Below are 16,215 nucleotides of genomic sequence, written 5' to 3'. Positions count from 1 at the left end.
CGGCCAGGGAGTGGCCGACCACGGCCGCGGTGGCGCCGCGTGCCTCGATCGCCGCGACGTCCTTGGCGTCGGTCGTCGCCACGGTCAGGGTGCCCGAATCCGCGCCGCGCACCCAGGCGCCCGCGAAGTCCTTGCCGAGCGTGAGGCGCAGCCGCCCGGCGGTGGCGCCCGCCTCGGCCTCGTTGGCCAGCCGGGCGTACGCCTGCTTCTCGCTGATGCCGAGGTCCCGCTGCATGGCGTGGATAACTGCGGGCGAGGCCTCGGCGGTCCTCATGGTCTGCGCCGCGGACGGCGCACGGTGTGACGCCGGGTCGGCGGTCGCGTTCGCGGAGCCGCTGAGCCCGGCCACGAACAGCGCACCGGCGGCCACGGCCCCCGTACACAGGGTGCGGGCGGGTCTGCGGAGTCGTTGGAGCATGGGGTGGTCTCCTCGGAAGGTTCGGGGAAGTGCGGGGAGTGCCCAAACCGTAGGAGCGCCGGGCCGGCGGCATAAGACGTCAGCCGACCCCCTGCCCCGGTGTTATGGAACGCGCTGTTCCGGGCCGATCAGACCCGCGTGCGCGCTGCGGGCCTGATCCAGGACCTGCGCCGCCAGGTCGGGCCGCTGGGCCGTCGCGTGCCAGCCGAGCAGATGGCGCCAGACCAGGGGCGTTCCGGTGACCGGGCGCAGGGAGATGCCGGGCGTGGCCGGGAACGAGGCCCGGCAGAGGCCGACCGTCCGGCCGACCCGCACCAGATGGACGCAGGACGCCGTGTCCGTCTCGTACATCCGGCGCGGGCTGAATCCGGCGCGGGCGCAGGCGGCGGTGAAGCAGTCGGCGAAGCAGCCGTCACCGGGGACGCAGGCCCACTCCTGGTCGGCGAGCGCCGCCAGGTCGATCTCACCGGAGCCGGCCAGCGGGTGGTCGTCGGCGAGCATCACGAGGACCGGGTCCACGGCGATCTCCCGCCACACGAGCTGCTCGGGGCCGGGCGGGGTGGCCGATCCGCAGGTGCCCGACAGGGCGAAGTCCAGCCGCCCGTCGGCCAGTTGACCGGCCAGCTCGCGCTCGGACCAGGAGGCGCTGGTGGTGACGGCGGCGCCGGGCGCGATGTCCGTGAGCCGCTCGAGCAGCGCGCCGAGCAGCGGGCCGTGAGTGCCGCCGAGCCGCAGCCGCTCCGGCTCCTGGCGGGCCCGGGCGAACCGGCTCGCCTCCCGCTGGAGTTCGGCGACGGCGGGCAGCACGACCCGGGTGCGCTCGAGGACCAGCTCGCCGAGGGCCGTGGCCCGCACGCCGTACCGTCCCCGCTCGAACAGGGCGCCGCCCAGGGCTCGTTCGATCCGTCTGAGCTGTGCGCTCAGCGCCGGCTGGGCGAGCCCGAGCGTGGTGGCCGCCCGGGTGAGACTTCCCGCGTCGGCGATCGTCCGGATGGTCTTCAGATGCCGCAACTCCAGCTCCATGCAGTGAGCTTGCGGGGCGAACGGGACAGGAACAAGAGGCTGGTATGGACCAATTGCAACCGCAGCGGGACGATGGGCCTATGTTCAGGACGACTGTCTCACCTGGAACACCGTGCGCCCCTCCGCATCCCGGAGACGTACCCCTGCACCGGCTGGAGACGGCCGGCCCCGGTGCCACGCCCTTCGCGGCGGGCGGCTTCGACGCGCTGGGGCCGCTGGCCATGGACCGCGGACCGCACCGGCACACCTTCTACGAGATCGTCCACGTCACCGCAGGCACCGGCACCCATGTGATCGACCTCGCGCGCTGGACGCTGAACCCCCCGCACCTCGCCGTGATCTGCCCCGGCCAGGTCCACCACTGGGAGGCCGACCGGAACCTCAAGGGCACCCTCGTACTGTTCACCGAGGACTTCCTGGTCGACCACCCCGGCGACCGGGCCGTCCTGCGGCGCCTCGCAGAGCGGTCCTGGTTCAGCCTGGACGCCGAACAGAACGCGCGCATCGGCCTGTTGGCGGACGAGCTGGTCCAGGAGCACAGCGAGCGCAGCCCCGGCTACGAGAGTGTGCTCCGCTCCCTGCTGCACGTCCTGGTGACCCGCGCGGACCGTCTGCCGGAGCGCGGCACAGGGCCCCACCGTGCGGAGGGGCGGATGGGTGCGGTCGCCGAGGCGTTCGCCCGGCTGCTCGCCGACCGGCGCGAGGCGCCCGCGTCCACCGAGCGGGACTGGATCGTCCGGGAGTGCGCCCGCCGCCTCGGCGTCACCCCCGGCTACCTCACCGAGGCCATAAGGGCGGCGACCGGCCGTAGCCCCGGACGCCTCCTCATCGAGGCCCGCGCCCAGCAGGCACAGCGGCTGCTCGCACACACCGGGCTCTCGGTACGACAGATCGCCGACCGCACCGGGTTCGCCGACCCCGCCTACTTCAGCCGCTTCTTCCGCCGCGAGACCGGATCGAGCCCCGGCGCCTTCCGAAAACACCACAGTCACCACCACCAGTCCCTCGAAGCACCGCGGCGGCGTCCCTAGGTTCGTTGGCGATCCGACAGCCCCCACAAGGAGCAGGTATGGACAGCCAGACGAACTCACCGGACCCTTCGCGCACCCCGCTCGTCAGCCGCAAGACGGTGCTGCGCGCGGCCCTCGCGGCCGGCGCCGCCGTGCCCCTGGCCATGACGAGCGCCCCCGCCCTGGCCCGCACTTTCGCCGAAACCGGCACCCCGGTCGAGGTGACACCGGCCTGCGACGACGGCGATGACCCGACGCCGAGCCAGATCGAGGGCCCGTACTTCAAGCCGAACTCCCCGCAGCGCACGAGCCTGCTGGAAGCCGGGACGCCCGGCACGCGGCTCACGCTCACCGGATACGTCTTCGGCCTGGCCTGCCGCCCGATATCGGGCGCGCTGATGGACTTCTGGCAGGCGGACACGAACGGCGCCTACGACAACACCGGCTTCCGCTTCCGCGGCCACCAGTACACGGCCTCGAACGGCACCTTCACCCTGACCACGATCGTGCCCGGCCTCTACCCCGGACGCACCCGGCACCTCCACGTGAAGGTTCAGGCGCCGGGCCGCCCGGTCCTCACCACGCAGCTGTACTTCCCGAACGAGCCCCGCAACAACACCGACTCGATCTACGACCCACGCCTGCTGATGGCGGTGCGCGACGGGGGAGGCGGCCGCGAGGCATCGTTCGACTTCGTCCTCGACGTGCCCCAGGACCCCGGCGGCGACCCCAGCGACCCACCGACCGGCGGCACCTGGGCCGTGGGAACGGCCTACGGGACCGGCGCGACGGTCACCTACGGCGGCCGAACCTACCGCTGCCTGCAGGGACACACGGCCCAGCCCGGCTGGGAACCGCCGAACGCTCCGGCGCTGTGGCAGCTCGCCTGACCTCGCGGCCGTCCTCGCGGCGAAAGCTCCTGAGAGCTTGCACGTACAGGCTGCTGGGCTGATCGACACAAGGGTGGGTGGCACTGCCCACCTCACACATGATCCGGACCGCGGCGGCTCGCGTCCCTGGCCTCACCGCACACCAGCCCGCCCAGGTCGACCGGACGCCGGTCGACGGGGCGGACCTCGTCGTCCTGGCCAGGACCGCCTCGGTCCGCGACCAACTGCCCGCCATCCGCAGCCCCGACAACGCAGACAAGAGGCGCCTCCACCTTGACGGCACAGACGTCGCCGACCCCATGGGTAAGCCTCTCGAGGCGTCACGGCCTGCGTTCGGACCGTCGACGACGCAGCCGCAGGCCACCTGCCCTAGGCCGTGTATCGAAAGTGGATCTTGGGCTGTGAATGATCAAGATTCATGGGTCGGGGAGATCTCACGGACGAACAGTGGGCGGCGCTGGAGCCGCTGTTGCCGAAGGGCACGAAGGCGGGGAGGCCGCCGTTCTGGCCTCGGCGGCGGCTGATCGACGGCATGCGGTTCCGTGTCCGAACCGGTGTGCCGTGGCGGGACATCCCCGTCGAGTACGGGCCGTGGGGCCGAATCTACGACCTGTTCCGCCGATGGCAACGGAACGGCACCGGGCACCGGATCCTCACCCGCCTCCAAACCCTGGCCGACGCGAAGGGTGCGATCACGTGGGATCTGAGCGTCGACTCCACGGTCTGCCGCGCCCACCAGCACGCGGCCGGGGCCCGCAAGCGGGGTGATCTGCAGAAAGAACCGCCAGGTGGTGTGTTCGCCGAGCCTGGTGACCACACGCTGGGACGTTCACGCGGTGGGTTCACCACCAAGCTGCACCTGGCTGTTGAGCAGGGGCAAAAGCCGATGTCAATCGTGGTGACGGCGGGGCAGCGGGGGGACTCGCCGCAGTTCGAACCGGTGCTGGAGAAGGTCCGCGTGCCCCGCATCGGACCGGGCCGGCCACGCGTCCACCCCGACCGGGTGCGGGCAGACAAGGCGTACGCCTCCCGCAGAAACCGCGCCTACCTGCGCCGCCGCGGAATTCGCTGCACCATCCCGGACAAGGCCGACCAGGCGCGCAACCGCCTGAAGCGCGGCACCCGCGGCGGTCGGCCGCCGTGCTTCGACCCTGCCGACTACCGCGCGCGCCACGCGGTCGAGTGCGGAATCAACCGCCTCAAGAGACACCGCGCCGTCGCCACCCGGTATGACAAGCTCGCCGTCCGCTACGAGGCGACTGTGCTCGTCGCGGCCATCAATGAGTGGCTTTGACCGGAGGTAGATCTCCTGCCCTGGTTCACCAGTCCCGGTCGGCGGTCAGCTCCTCCGCGTCCGCTTCCGTGAACTCGTATGCCGACGCGACGAAGCAGAACTCGTCACAGATCCACTCCCGCGCCACCGTCTCGATCCCGCTTCCGGCCGCCACGAACTCGCTGTCCAGCAGGTTGAACTCCTCCGTCGCAGCCTGGGTGAGGGCATACAAGCTCTCCATGTCCGACGGTCGCTCGGCCTCGATGCGCTCGCACAGCCGCAGCAGGATCGCCTTCCCCCGGTCGACCACGTGATCAGGGAAGTACGAGTCGTCGTACATCTGCCGCAGGAACGCATGGCCCGCTACCTGCTGGTTTGTGATCGACATGGCACTTCCCTACCTCCGCGAAAAGCTGACGGGCCGATCATGCACAGCACCACTGACAACGACGCCCCCATGGACGCCGAACCTCACGCGACCAGGACTTTCACAACAGGCCCTAGCGCTCGGCGACGGACAGCAACAGATCCACCAGCCGCTCGGCGGCATCGGGCCGGCCGTGAGCCTTCGCACGCGCGGCCATCTCCGTGCGCCGCGCCGGATCGGCAAGCATTGGGCCCACCGTGTCCCGCAGCCGGTCACCGGTCACCTCACCCACCAGCGCGAACGCGGCACCGGCCCGCTCTAGGTGCTGCGCGTTGTGGGCCTGCTCATTACCGGCCGACGTCGCGAGCGGCACCAGGACCGACGCCTTGCCCAGGGCGGTCAGTTCGGCGATCGTGCCGGCACCGCTGCGCGAGATCACCACGTCCGCGAGCGCGAGCACGTCGGGCAGCTCGGGGCCGACGTACGCGGTCAGATGATGACGCGCTGCCAGAGCTGGGGGAAGGGAGGCCGCCTGCCGGCGCAGGGTCTCCACGTGGTCGGGGCCGCACTGGTGGATGACGTTGGCCCGCTCAAGAAGCCACGGTTGCAGGGACGCGACCAGTTCGTTGATCTGTTGCGAGCCCTGGGCGCCGCCGGTGACGTACACGGTGGGCAGCCGCCGGTCGAACCCGGTCAGCCCGAGCGCCTCGACGACCTTGTCGGCCTGCCCCGAGAGCACCTCCGGTCGGACCGGATTGCCCGTCACCACCGCGGCCGCGCGGACCGGTTCCGGCAGCAGATCCAGCGTCGACTCGGACGAGACGGCCACCCCCGTCGCCGCCGACGCGAGCGTCTTGTTCGCCAGCCCCAGCCGCACCGTCTGCTCATGCACCACCAGTGGCTTGTGGCACAGGCGTGTTGCCGCGACACCGACAGGAACGGCGACGTATCCACCGGTCGCGAGCACGACATCCGGCGCGAAGCGCGAGATGACCTTTCGCGCCTGCAGCACTCCCAACGGCACCCGGCTCATGTCCCGCACGTTCGCAGGCGACGCCGTCTTCAGAGGATTACTGGAGCGCCGGATCTTGCCGACCGCAACCGACGTGAAGGCGATGCCCTCCTCGGCTGCCACGCGAGACTCGAGGCTGTCGGCCGCGCCAACCCACAGAACCTCCAGGGAGCGGCCGGACATGGCCAGGCGTGCCCGCAGCGTTCGCACGGCGGTCAGCGCCGGGTAGGTGTGCCCGCCAGTCCCTCCGCCCGTGACGATCAGCCGGAGTGCGCGTGTCGAGTCGTGGTCCATGGGCTCACAATCGGGCGGTGCAGAGGGGCCTCGCAGCCCCTGGCGAGCGGAACAGGGCGGACGATAGCAGCCCCCGTAATCCGGTCCCGCCTGGCGCTTGGTGGTCGTCGGAAGCGAGGCCGGATCGGCGCTTCTCTCCAGAGCCCGGAGCCCCCCAGCGACAGCCCCAAAGCAGTACATTCGCTGACCACCGAACACTCTGGGGGACGCATGAAGTGGGCCATGAGCACCGACTACGCCACGCTGGTCAGCGCCATCATCCTCGGATCGCTCGCAGCCGGAACCGTCCACACTTACAACCTCGTCCGCAAGTGGACCAACGTGTACACCGACGCAGCGCGTGCCGTCGCCGAAGCTCGAGCGCGCTCCGTCGCAGCCATCAGAGACGGCAACCAGCCCGATCCCGACGACCTGCAGCTCGTCGTCGACACGGTCGTCCAGCCGCGCATCCTCGTCTGGCGGACCCTGAAGGCGAACTTCTTCGTCATGCCGTGGATGGCGGTCTGCGTCTTCCTCATCGTCACCCAGGTCGACATCCTGAAATGGATGGCTGTCGCCAAACCCCAACCCGACCCGGGCCTCGCCCGACTTTCGTTCTATGTCGCCTCCGCCGCCGTCATCCTTCTCGTCGCCGAAGGCATCATCAGGGCCTTCGCACATGCCATCACGCATGCCATCGAGACCGGCAGGATGTTCAGAGAAACCAACACCGAAGAGAACCGGGCCTGGCTGACGGCTCTCTCGCAACACGTCCAGGCCGACGACGATGCCACCCCACGCAACCCCAGCACCCAACCCAATCTCTGAACCTGCTCCTCGACTGCCAGATCATCACGGCCCGGAACTCGTCGACGAACGGTCCATCCACCTCACCATCAAGAAGCGAGGAGGCGACGGGGGAGGGGAGCCCAGTACGCGCCCTGCATTCCCTTCTTCAACTGCGCGAGCCCCGGGCCCGTCTGGCAGGTCGCATGGAGCGGCTGGTTCCGGAGGAGCTGTCGAGACTGTTGCGACGGGCGGTGCCGCCAACAGAGTTGGTCCTGGTGCGCGGGCGAGCGCCGCCTGCGTTCGGCCCTTGCCCGGCGACGGTCTGTCGAGGCTTCCTCAGTGGAACCGCGCTCGAGTACGGGCTCGGCTGCGCCACGTGGTCTGCGAGTGCAGCTGCGACTCGATTGGGCGCGGTTCCCGAACGGGCCGGAACGCCTGGATGGTGCCTGGCGAAAGCGTGGACGGCCGTGGGCCTGAGGGGGACCATGGTGTGCATGTCTGACTGGATCATCGAGGCCGGATCCGTCCTGGACGCGGACGTGGACGACGTGATGCGGGAGTACTTCGCGGAGATGGGGCAAAGGGTGATGGGACGATCGGTCACCAGCGTGGAGCTCGATACCGTGCTGGCGCATGACCCCCACGACGATCTCGGCCCGCCCAGCGGCGCTTTCCTCGTCGCACGCAGCAACGAGGGCGAGTTTCTGGGGTGCGCGGGAGTGCAGATGCTGAACGGCACCGAGACGGCCGAGCTCAAGCGGATGTACGTGCGCCCGGCCGGACGTGGAACGGGGCTCGGGAAAGGTCTGTTGCGGGCCGTCGAGGAGACGGCTGTGAAGCTCGGTGCAACTCGGATCGTGTGCGAGACCAACACCCAACTGATCGAGGCCCGGACCCTGTACGCCAGGCACGGCTACCAGGAAACCGCACCGTATGAAGGCCATGGGCGGGCCGACCATTGGTTCGTCAAGAAGCTCACTGCTGAGTGAGAGTCGCCAAGCCCCACTGTCCGAGACGTCTGACGAACGGTGAGACGTCGAGGACTTCGGTGTGCCCGTGTTCCCGTTTGCCGTTGCTGGTTCAGGTCTGCGGTCTGCTGGTGAGACGACAGGCCGGCGACGGCTTGGATCGTGGCGCTCATGTGTTCGCGACGGCCGAGGTGGCGGCCCAGGGTTCGCTGGTTCTTCAGGTGGGCGATGTAGCCCCCGTAGAAGGCGACGTGATTGCCGTCGACGGCCACCGCCTTGGCCATGCGTCGTTCCGGCGGACGTCAGCCTGCTTGCCTGCCCGACGGGGCCATTCTCGGCCGCCGCCGGGTCCTCGTGCCAAAGACCAGGATCTGCGTCCAGGCCCAGCGGCGGTCCGCACGAGGTGTGTTCGGCCTCGGCAGCGGAATACCTGGCGCTGGAAGACCATGCTTTGCCCGGTCGCCAACCATGGGCGCCTTGGCTCAGGTGCTGATGGGGGAGGCGAAGACGACGGTGATGTCCACCGCCTCGGCGGCGGTGCGGTAGAAGTGCGGGGCGTCGCCGGCGAAGGCCAGCATGTCGCCGGGGCCCAGGTCCTGCGGGGCATCGACCGGTCCGGCGGTCACGTACCCGGTGGCGATGAGCAGATGCTCGATCGTGCCGGTGGCGTGGGGGACGCCGGTCACCTCCGTCTCGGGCGGGATGCGCAACCGCCAGATCTCCAGACTGTTGCCACTGCTGATACGGCGCAGCAGTTCCCGGGCGACCTCGCCCGGTTCGGCGGGCGTGCCCGGCCGGTAGACCGGCCCGGTGTCGGCGTCGCGCGCCAGCAGGTCCGCGATCGGGATGCGCAGCGCGACGGCGATCGCGTCCAGGGTGTCGATCGTCGGATTGCCTTTGCCCGCCTCCAGTTGCGACAGAGTGGCCTTGCTCAGCCCGGCGCGCCGGGCCATCTCCGCGGCGCTCATTCCGCGTTGCTGACGGCGCAGTCGGATCTTTGCGCCGACCGCGGCCGCGGTACTGCTGACCGGCTGTCGGCCGGAGCCGGATGGCGCGGCCATCAGTGGCTCCGGTGGGTGGCGGAGTAGGACACGCGGACACGGCCCTTCTTCACCTTCAGCGTCGGCAGGACCACTTCGGCCAGATCGCCGAGGCTACGTACATGGGTGCCCCCGCACGGCGCACAGTGCAGGGCGCCCAGGTGCACCACGCGCCGCCCCTCGCCCTCGTACTGCGCGAGGACGGGCAGATCGTCGGCGATCGCGGCGGCCACCGCGTCCCGCAGAGCGGCGGTGGCATCCTCGCGCCCTTCCGGGTCGGTCAGCCGGGCGTCCGGCTGCGGTGCATGGAACTCGATGCGGGCCTGACCGGGGAAGTGGTTGCTGCTGAGCATCACCCACCCCTGAAGGCGTCCGGCCGCCTCGACCAGGTGCCCGGCCGTGTGCAGTGCAGCGTGCGTCATCCGGGCCTGCACGTCGATCCGTGCCCGCACCTTTTGCCCCACGGCGAGGATCGGCAACTGGCCGCCCTCGGGCGCCAGCGCCACGACCAGCCCCGACTCCCGGTCCCGGACCGGGACGACCTCCACATCGGCCAGCCAGCCCCGGTCGGCGGGCTGGCCGCCGCCCTGCGGGTGGAAGAGGCAGTGCTCGACGGCAGCCCACGGCGCACGGTCCCGGTCACCTACGGCGATCACCCGCGTGTCGGCCTGATCCAGATACGTTTCATCCAGGTACGTGGCGACCTGGACAGTTCCCCGAACGGTATCGATTGGATGAACCATGTGTTCACTATAACGAACGAAGTGCCGCTCGACATTACCCCTCGCCCTCGGCCAGACCTTTCCGGGCCCGGCGCCTACGAGTACGTGATGAACATCGGCTTCGCTGCGTGACTCGTGCGTTGGACGGCTCAGGCGCCTGACGCATCAAGGCCGGGGGAGTTGATCGATCATGGCGGCAGTGGCATGGGGCATGCCCGGTGTGTGTATCAGCTTCAACGCTCATGACCGGCGGAGAGGATTGGTGGCGGAATGGTCTCGTGATGCTGGCCCTCACCGGCGCGTCTGTGGCGGGGTGAGTGGCGGTGAGCCATTGACGCTCTTGACCACATGCTCATGAGCCCTGCTCCGCTGCCACGTCCGACGGCTGGCATCCAGGAGATTCCAGGGTGGAGACGACCACGACCCGGAGCCGCGAAGGCCCGGCTCTCCGGGGCGTGTGTCGGAAGTCCTATAAGTTGGCTGGCGTGGTTGGGCGGGGTCGGAGCTATCGATATGTCGGACCGGTCGAGTTGAAGGCTGCGGTCCGGCCTGGAGAGGGCGGGCGTCGTATCGGCTCGGCGGCTGACTTCGACGGCTGGATCGTGGAGCAATCGGCGGTGGAGCTGGCCGAACCGTTCACCTTCGTGGTCGGCGTGGACGGTGTGCTTCGGCTGGCGCCGCGCCGGAGCGAGCACGTGGCCTGCGCCGGCGGAGATGCGGTCCTGAGCGCTGGTGAGATCAGCTTCATGCGCGAGGCAGACCGGTGGACCGTGAGCGAGGTCAGCAATCACTCCACCGGCTACTGCCCGGACGTCACCTCCTGGACGGAGGTCGCCCGCGCCCTGGACGCTGCAGAGCTCCGGCGGCCATCCGGCTTCACCCACGAGGTGGTGTTCCGGCGATGCTCCGACTGCCAGGAGCGCAGTATCGTCCGTGAGGACGACTTCGTCTGTGTCTTTTGCGGCAACGATCTGCCCGCGGCATGGAACGTGGATCCCACCACGTGACGTCCCAAGGTCACCATCACCCGCTGGTGGTTGCTGCCAGCACGGTCGCCTCGTAGGGGACCGCGAGCTTGTCGTATCGCGTGCGGACCTGCACCCTTGCGGGAAACTCGCCGTCGGGCCCCCGGGGTCGGTGAAGCTCCCCGACCACCGCAGTCCAGAACTCGTCGTCGCTGAAGTCGTTCCTGATGACGAGATCGTCGAACGTGTCACGTCCGACGAGCTCAGGCAGCACTTTGCTCAAGGCCCTCCCACATCGTCGCTTCTTGTGGATCACTCCCGAGGGAGCTGGTTGTCGATGCGGCGCGGGAGAGGCCTGGGCATGAGGACGCCGTGTTACCGGTCATCTTCCTGGGGCGAGAACTGGATCGGGTACGACACCGTCGGCTTCGGCTTCTTCGGCTCCTCCCACCCGGGAAAGTGCACGGGATAGATCGCCGTCGACTTCGGCCTCGGGTGCTCCGCGCCCGGGCCTGACCGTGACGCCGTGCCGTCCATGCTGCTGCCGGCACCCACCACGACCACAGCGGCACCGACGAATATCGCCATCTCCCGGCGCGCGCCCGCCGCCCAGCGTGAGTACCCACGGACCTTCGTCCCGTCCGCCCGTACGTACGGTCTGACCCAAGGCATGCAGCCTCCCCCCGATGCAACTCCCGCTGAACTGTCTATGGTGGCAACCACTACTGACGAAGAATCAGGAAAGCCCAGCGCATGGCGATCACGTAAGCGAGGTTCAAGCCAGCTCAGGTCACCGATACCGGCCCCGGAACGGGAGAGAGGCCGGAGGGTATGTGCCAGGCGGAGCGGATCACCTTGAGCCTGTTGGACGGCGCACATCACGGGGCGGACTGGCCGGCCGGCATGTTGTCGTTGCCCACCACTAGATCCGGGGCCGGGGCGAGCGCCTCGGTGCCGGTTGTCCGTTTGCGGGGTGGCGGATGCCAGTGGGGAAGCGGTGGCTTCCCGGTCGGCGCAGGGCGGGCGTGATCAGCCGTTGGGCACCGCGTACTTGGCCAGCTTCGATTGCAGTCCGGCTTTGGCCGCCGGCCACTCGTCTGCGAGCATCGAGAAGTAGACGCTGTCCCGGAAGGTTCCGTCCGGCCGTTGCCGGTGTCGCCGCAGGATGCCTTCGGGCTGGGCCCCGAGGCGGGCGATAGCAGTCCGCGACCGATGGTTCATGTGGTCCGTCTTCCACTGGACCCGTCCCATGCCCAGTTCCTCGAAGGCGTGTGTGAGCAGCAGCAGCTTGGACTCGGTGTTCACAGCTGAGCGCCAGTGGCGCCGTCCGTACCAGGTCCAGCCGATCTCCAGTCTCTCGTCCTGCTCGCTGACGTCCAGGTAGGTGGTCCAGCCGATTGCGCGGCCGGTCTCCAGCAGCACGACAGCGAACGGCAGGGCGACGAGCTCGTCGTGGAGGACGTCGTCGAGTTTGGTGCCGAGTTCCGCCTCGGTCGTGGGTGTCGGGCCGCCCTGCCACCGCCACACCTCGTCGTCGTTGCCGCCGGCGGCAAACAGATCGCTGAGATGGCCCCGCGTCAGCGGTTCGAGACGGACGTGGGTGCCGGTCAGGGTCACGGGCGTGGGCGTCTTCGCTGTCATGATCGACACTTTAGGGGTGCGTTTACACTAGAGGCAACCAATGATTGTACTAATGCAAAATCGACGCAAGCGTGGAGCATTCGTCGCTGCAGACGCTTGGCTCAGTAGTCCTGGATGCTCGGGCAGTTGACCGACGCATGGTCCGTCGAGGGCGGAGAGTGGGGTGGCACGGGCGCCGGCCACCCGATAACCGCGCCGCTGTCAGTGGCCGATGCGATGATCTCCGCACTTTGACGCGAGGAGATCACGATGGGTACTTGGGATATCGGCCCGTTCGAGAATGACACGGCCGCGGACTTCGCCTGCACGCTGGACGAGACCGCAAAGGACAAGCGCGAGGCTCTTGTGCGGGCGACCCTGACCCGCACCATTCAGACCCGGGACTACCTCGAAGGGCCGGAAGGGGAAGAGGCCGTAGCTGCCGTCGCTCTGATCGCGGCACAGTGCCCGGGTGGTGAGCCGATCAGCACAAGCTATGGGCCCGACGAAACCCTTCCGATCTTCGCCGCCGATCTTCAGCCACTTGCTGTCGAGGCGCTGGACCGTGTGGTTGCCGAGGAGTCCGAGCTCGCCGAGCTCTGGGACGAGACACCTGATGGCTCGAGGTGGCGGCAGACCATCAGCGGCCTTCGCGCCGTCCTCGCACCCGAGCCCACCTTGCAGGAAGACTCGCTGTTCGATGCCTAGGGCCTGTCATTTGGGTCCGTGCGTGAGATCGGTGTGCTCGTGATCGAGTCTTGGGTGATCAGCGACGACCGCCCTGCCTCTGTTTCGTCGGCGGGGGTGGTGGAGGCTCTTCGGTCGAGGATCGACAGCGGGCAGCTTGAGACGTGGCTGACCAGTTCGTCCGGACGGTTGCTGGCCTTCGTGACGAACACCGAGCGAGCGATGGTGGTGCTGCTCGAAGGTGAGGGTGGTCCCGGCGAGCATGCCGTGGCCCCCGGAACTACGGGGGCGAGCGACGGGTTCATCCTCTCAAACGGGCAGGGCGACGAGTATCCGGATGAGGACACCGTCCCCATCCGTGAGGCATTCAGGATCGTGGAGCACATCGTTGGCACGGGCTCCTGGCCTGCGGGTGCATGTTGGGTGGTCGATGGTTGAGCGGGCTGTCGCCGTGCCCGGATGAGGATCGCGGCGAGGTGGAGCGCGGTCTGGTGGGCGAGGGCGAGTTTGTCGGTCCGCATGGCCGGGGGCAACCGTGGTTCCGGCATGGGCGATGGCCATGTGGCCAGTAACGAAGGGGATCCCGGCTGCAGCCCTGGCGGCACGGGATGCGTTGCCTCCGGAGAGCGCAGCTCCCCATCGACGTCCAGTACCTGTGCCGCGCGGTGGGGCGGGCTTAAAGGGCGGATCATCCCCTAGTTTTGAACGTGTTCAACTCTTGGTCTAGGCTGGTCCGAGAGGAAAGAGGGGCAGCCGATGAAGATAGTGATTCCGGGCGGCACCGGACAGGTCGGCGCTGTCCTGAAACGCGCATTGGCCGACGCCGGCCACAAGGTCGTGGTGCTCACTCGACACGCCAGGCACGAGGGCGAGGTCCAGTGGGACGGTCGGACCCTGGGGCCGTGGGCGGCGGAGGTGGACGGCAGCGACGTCGTCATCAATCTGGCCGGACGCAGCGTGAGTTGCCGATACACGGCGGCCAATCTGCAGGAGATGATGGACTCCCGGGTCGACTCCACCCGAGTCGTGGGCGCCGCGATCGCGGGCGCTGCCCGACCGCCCCGCGTCTGGCTGCAGATGAGCACCGCGACGGTGTACTCGCACCGCTTCGACGCCCCGAACGACGAGGCCACCGGTGTGATCGGCGGCACCGAACCGTGCGTGCCGAACTACTGGGCGTACAGCGTCGAGATCGCCAAAGCCTGGGAGCAGGCTCAGCAGCAGGCGGAAACGCCGGCCACGCGCAAGGTCGCTCTGCGTTCGGCCATGGTGATGAGCCCGGACCCCGGCGGGGTCTTCGCCGTCCTGCTGGGACTCGCCCGCCTGGGCCTCGGCGGCCCGGTCGCCGGTGGCGCACAGTACGTGTCGTGGATCCACGAACACGACTTCGTGCGCGCGGTGGAGTTTCTGATCGACCGGGAGGACATCACAGGGCCGGTGAACCTGGCAGCTTCGCATCCCCTGCCGCAGCGCGCATTCATGCGCGCTCTGCGCTCTGCGTGGGGTGTGCCGGTAGGTCTCCCGGCGACCAAGTGGATGGCCGAGCTCGGCGCGTTCGCTCTGCGTACCGACACCGAACTGCTGCTGAAGAGCCGCCGTGTCGTCCCGGGCCGATTGGTCCAGGCAGGCTTCGACTTTCAGTACGCCCATTGGCCGCAGGCTGCGGATGAGCTGGTGTTTCGGGTGCGAGAACGGGGCGGGCGAGGTTCCGTGCCACGTCGTCGGTGAACGGATCCGGGACGGTGGGGGTAGCTGCTGGAAGCAACACGACAGCCCGGCGGGCCGAACTCGGATTGTGGCCTGGACATCGGGGCACCGACTGGGCCCCGAATACAGCGAGGGTGCGACACCCCCGCCCTCCTTGGCGAAGGCCAGGCGAAGAGTCGCGCCCCGCGGGGTCCCGGCGCAGCCTTGTGTACCGGCGGCTGGCCGCCGGCCGGAACCCGTGGCCGCCGTGCTGTGGATGGTCCGCACCCGAGGCTCGGATCAGTCGCTGTCGGGCGGCGGTGTTCTGTCCTGACGCAGGGCATTCCAGAGGGCGTCTGCGGCGGGTTGGTCCGCTGTCACCCGGTTGGGGTCGCGTGGATAGGGGCGGACGGGCAGCGTGCGGAAGCGGACGGCGTGCGGGTCGACGCGGTTCACGTCCCGGGCGAGATGTGTCAGCGCGCGCACTGAGCCGAGGTTCTTGTCGGTGGTGAGGGCCGATGTGGCGGCGTCAGCGGTCTTGTACAGGCGCACGGGGTCGCTGAACAGGCGGTCGGAGTGGAGCTGTTCGACCAGGGCGGTGAGGAATCGCTGCTGCAGGCGTATGCGTCCCAGGTCGCTCCCGTCACCGATTCCGTAACGGGTGCGCACCAGGGCGAGTGCCTGTTCGCCGTGCAGTGTGTGCGTGCCCGCGGTCAGGTCGAGGCCGCTCCTGGGGTCGTGGATGTCCTGCTCGGTGGTCACGTCGACACCGCCGATCGCGTCGATCAGCCGCTTGAATCCCGTGAAGTCGACCTCGATGACGTGGTCGATCCGCACACGGCTCATCTGCTCCACCGTTTTGACGGTGCAAGCGCTGCCGCCGACGCTGTAGGCGGTGTTGAACATGGCGGCCCCCTCCTCGGGCGTGTTGCCGCCGTCGGTGCGGGGGCAGGACGGTCGGTGGACGACGGTGTCCCGAGGGATGCTGACGACGGTGGCGCTCTTCCGGTTGCCGGCGACGTGGACCAGCATGGCCGTGTCGGAGCGGGCCCCGCTGATGTGGGCGCCGTATGCGCTGTTGGCGCCGGCTCGGCTGTCGGAGCCGAGGACGAGGATGTTCATGGCCTCGCCGGCGGTGCGCGCAGGCCGGTCGGAGCCGAGGCGGGCGTCGATGTCGGTGGTGGCGAGGTTCCTTTCGAGTCGCTGGTAGGCCGCCCAGAGGCCGAGGGTCACAGCTCCGCACAGGAGACTCGCTACGCCCCACAGGACGCGGCGGCGGATGCGAGGTCGAGTGACGCCGGCGTGACGTGCCGACCGGGCGTGGCGTGGGGTGGCAGGGGGCACGGTGTTCCTCCCGGGCGGTGTTCCTCCCGGGCGGGGGGGGGCGCCCGGCCGGCGCCGGCGCGCCGCGGCGGGGGTCGGGGCGTGGGCACCGGTGGAGGCGGGGGATAAGGTATTTGCTGAAGCCCGAG

At 69.2% G+C, this 16,215-nt stretch carries 17 protein-coding genes and 1 pseudogene; 9 read left to right on the top strand and 9 right to left on the bottom strand.

What is annotated here, in order from left to right:
* Together ACFW9D_RS14250 and ACFW9D_RS14245 are read right to left on the bottom strand one after the other, a co-directional pair.
* A pseudogene (locus ACFW9D_RS14250) lies at positions 1–418 on the bottom strand (S1 family peptidase); the annotation flags it as partial.
* A 102-nt stretch (positions 419–520) separates the two neighbouring features.
* Positions 521–1,441 (bottom strand): LysR substrate-binding domain-containing protein, encoded by a 921-nt coding sequence (locus tag ACFW9D_RS14245; RefSeq protein ID WP_384621625.1) that lies wholly within the window; start codon positions 1,439–1,441, stop codon positions 521–523.
* A gap of 80 nt (positions 1,442–1,521) precedes the next feature.
* Between ACFW9D_RS14245 and ACFW9D_RS14240 the strand changes: the two genes are divergently transcribed.
* From ACFW9D_RS14240 to ACFW9D_RS14230, 3 genes are all read left to right on the top strand, one after another.
* Positions 1,522–2,472 (top strand): helix-turn-helix domain-containing protein, encoded by a 951-nt coding sequence (locus tag ACFW9D_RS14240; RefSeq protein WP_384621622.1) that lies wholly within the window; start codon positions 1,522–1,524, stop codon positions 2,470–2,472.
* Between the two features lie 38 nt (positions 2,473–2,510).
* On the top strand, positions 2,511–3,341 hold the full coding sequence (locus tag ACFW9D_RS14235) for a carbohydrate-binding protein (protein ID WP_384621619.1): 831 nt from the start codon (positions 2,511–2,513) through the stop codon (positions 3,339–3,341).
* Positions 3,342–3,759: 418 nt separating this feature from the next.
* On the top strand, positions 3,760–4,635 hold the full coding sequence (locus tag ACFW9D_RS14230) for an IS5 family transposase (protein ID WP_384621616.1): 876 nt from the start codon (positions 3,760–3,762) through the stop codon (positions 4,633–4,635).
* 25 nt (positions 4,636–4,660) lie between these two features.
* On the opposite strand, the gene ACFW9D_RS14225 is transcribed toward ACFW9D_RS14230, so the two are convergent.
* Positions 4,661–5,002, bottom strand: a complete 342-nt coding sequence (locus ACFW9D_RS14225) for a DUF5713 family protein (protein ID WP_384621614.1) — start codon at positions 5,000–5,002, stop codon at positions 4,661–4,663.
* Between the two features lie 112 nt (positions 5,003–5,114).
* Positions 5,115–6,287 carry a glycosyltransferase gene (locus ACFW9D_RS14220; protein ID WP_384621611.1) on the bottom strand — a complete coding sequence of 391 codons (1,173 nt, stop codon included), beginning with the start codon at positions 6,285–6,287 and terminating at the stop codon, positions 5,115–5,117.
* Between the two features lie 222 nt (positions 6,288–6,509).
* Between ACFW9D_RS14220 and ACFW9D_RS14215 the strand changes: the two genes are divergently transcribed.
* Together ACFW9D_RS14215 and ACFW9D_RS14210 are read left to right on the top strand one after the other, a co-directional pair.
* Complete coding sequence (locus ACFW9D_RS14215; protein WP_384621608.1) at positions 6,510–7,094, top strand: hypothetical protein; 585 nt, start codon at positions 6,510–6,512, stop codon at positions 7,092–7,094.
* A 455-nt stretch (positions 7,095–7,549) separates the two neighbouring features.
* A complete protein-coding gene (locus ACFW9D_RS14210; RefSeq protein ID WP_384621606.1) occupies positions 7,550–8,044 on the top strand; it encodes a GNAT family N-acetyltransferase in 495 nt (164 codons plus the stop codon).
* 461 nt (positions 8,045–8,505) lie between these two features.
* Here ACFW9D_RS14210 and ACFW9D_RS14205 read toward each other — a convergent pair whose 3' ends face one another.
* Positions 8,506–9,084, bottom strand: coding sequence for a helix-turn-helix domain-containing protein (locus ACFW9D_RS14205; RefSeq protein ID WP_384621602.1), 579 nt, complete (start codon positions 9,082–9,084; stop codon positions 8,506–8,508).
* On the bottom strand, positions 9,084–9,806 hold the full coding sequence (locus tag ACFW9D_RS14200) for a metal-dependent hydrolase (protein WP_384621600.1): 723 nt from the start codon (positions 9,804–9,806) through the stop codon (positions 9,084–9,086). Before ACFW9D_RS14200 ends, ACFW9D_RS14205 begins: the two co-directional genes overlap by 1 nt.
* A 464-nt stretch (positions 9,807–10,270) precedes the next feature.
* Here ACFW9D_RS14200 and ACFW9D_RS14195 point away from each other — a divergent pair, with 464 nt between their 5' ends.
* Positions 10,271–10,792 (top strand): hypothetical protein, encoded by a 522-nt coding sequence (locus ACFW9D_RS14195; RefSeq protein ID WP_384621727.1) that lies wholly within the window; start codon positions 10,271–10,273, stop codon positions 10,790–10,792.
* Between the two features lie 16 nt (positions 10,793–10,808).
* Here the strand turns inward: ACFW9D_RS14195 and ACFW9D_RS14190 are convergent, their stop codons facing one another.
* Positions 10,809–11,033 carry a hypothetical protein gene (locus ACFW9D_RS14190; protein ID WP_384621597.1) on the bottom strand — a complete coding sequence of 75 codons (225 nt, stop codon included), beginning with the start codon at positions 11,031–11,033 and terminating at the stop codon, positions 10,809–10,811.
* Positions 11,034–11,779: 746 nt separating this feature from the next.
* Positions 11,780–12,391: a GNAT family N-acetyltransferase gene (locus tag ACFW9D_RS14185; RefSeq protein WP_384621594.1), complete on the bottom strand. Its 612-nt coding sequence runs from the start codon at positions 12,389–12,391 to the stop codon at positions 11,780–11,782.
* 249 nt (positions 12,392–12,640) lie between these two features.
* Between ACFW9D_RS14185 and ACFW9D_RS14180 the strand changes: the two genes are divergently transcribed.
* From ACFW9D_RS14180 to ACFW9D_RS14170, 3 genes are all read left to right on the top strand, one after another.
* The gene (locus ACFW9D_RS14180; RefSeq protein ID WP_384621592.1) at positions 12,641–13,078 is read left to right on the top strand and encodes a DUF4259 domain-containing protein; all 438 of its coding nucleotides are present in this window, start codon (positions 12,641–12,643) and stop codon (positions 13,076–13,078) included.
* Positions 13,079–13,096: 18 nt separating this feature from the next.
* Positions 13,097–13,495, top strand: a complete 399-nt coding sequence (locus ACFW9D_RS14175; protein WP_384621590.1) for a hypothetical protein — start codon at positions 13,097–13,099, stop codon at positions 13,493–13,495.
* 318 nt (positions 13,496–13,813) lie between these two features.
* Entirely contained in the window at positions 13,814–14,785 is a 972-nt protein-coding gene (locus tag ACFW9D_RS14170) for a TIGR01777 family oxidoreductase (RefSeq protein WP_384621587.1), read from the top strand.
* A 258-nt stretch (positions 14,786–15,043) separates the two neighbouring features.
* On the opposite strand, the gene ACFW9D_RS14165 is transcribed toward ACFW9D_RS14170, so the two are convergent.
* Complete coding sequence (locus ACFW9D_RS14165) at positions 15,044–15,976, bottom strand: LCP family protein (RefSeq protein ID WP_384621584.1); 933 nt, start codon at positions 15,974–15,976, stop codon at positions 15,044–15,046.
* Positions 15,977–16,215: the final 239 nt, after the last annotated feature.

It is taken from the genome of Streptomyces sp. NPDC059524 (assembly GCF_042749255.1).
Classification (GTDB): domain Bacteria; phylum Actinomycetota; class Actinomycetes; order Streptomycetales; family Streptomycetaceae; genus Streptomyces; species Streptomyces xanthii.
The sequence above is the reverse complement of the archived record's forward strand: the minus strand, read 5'-3'. Positions and strand labels throughout refer to the sequence as shown.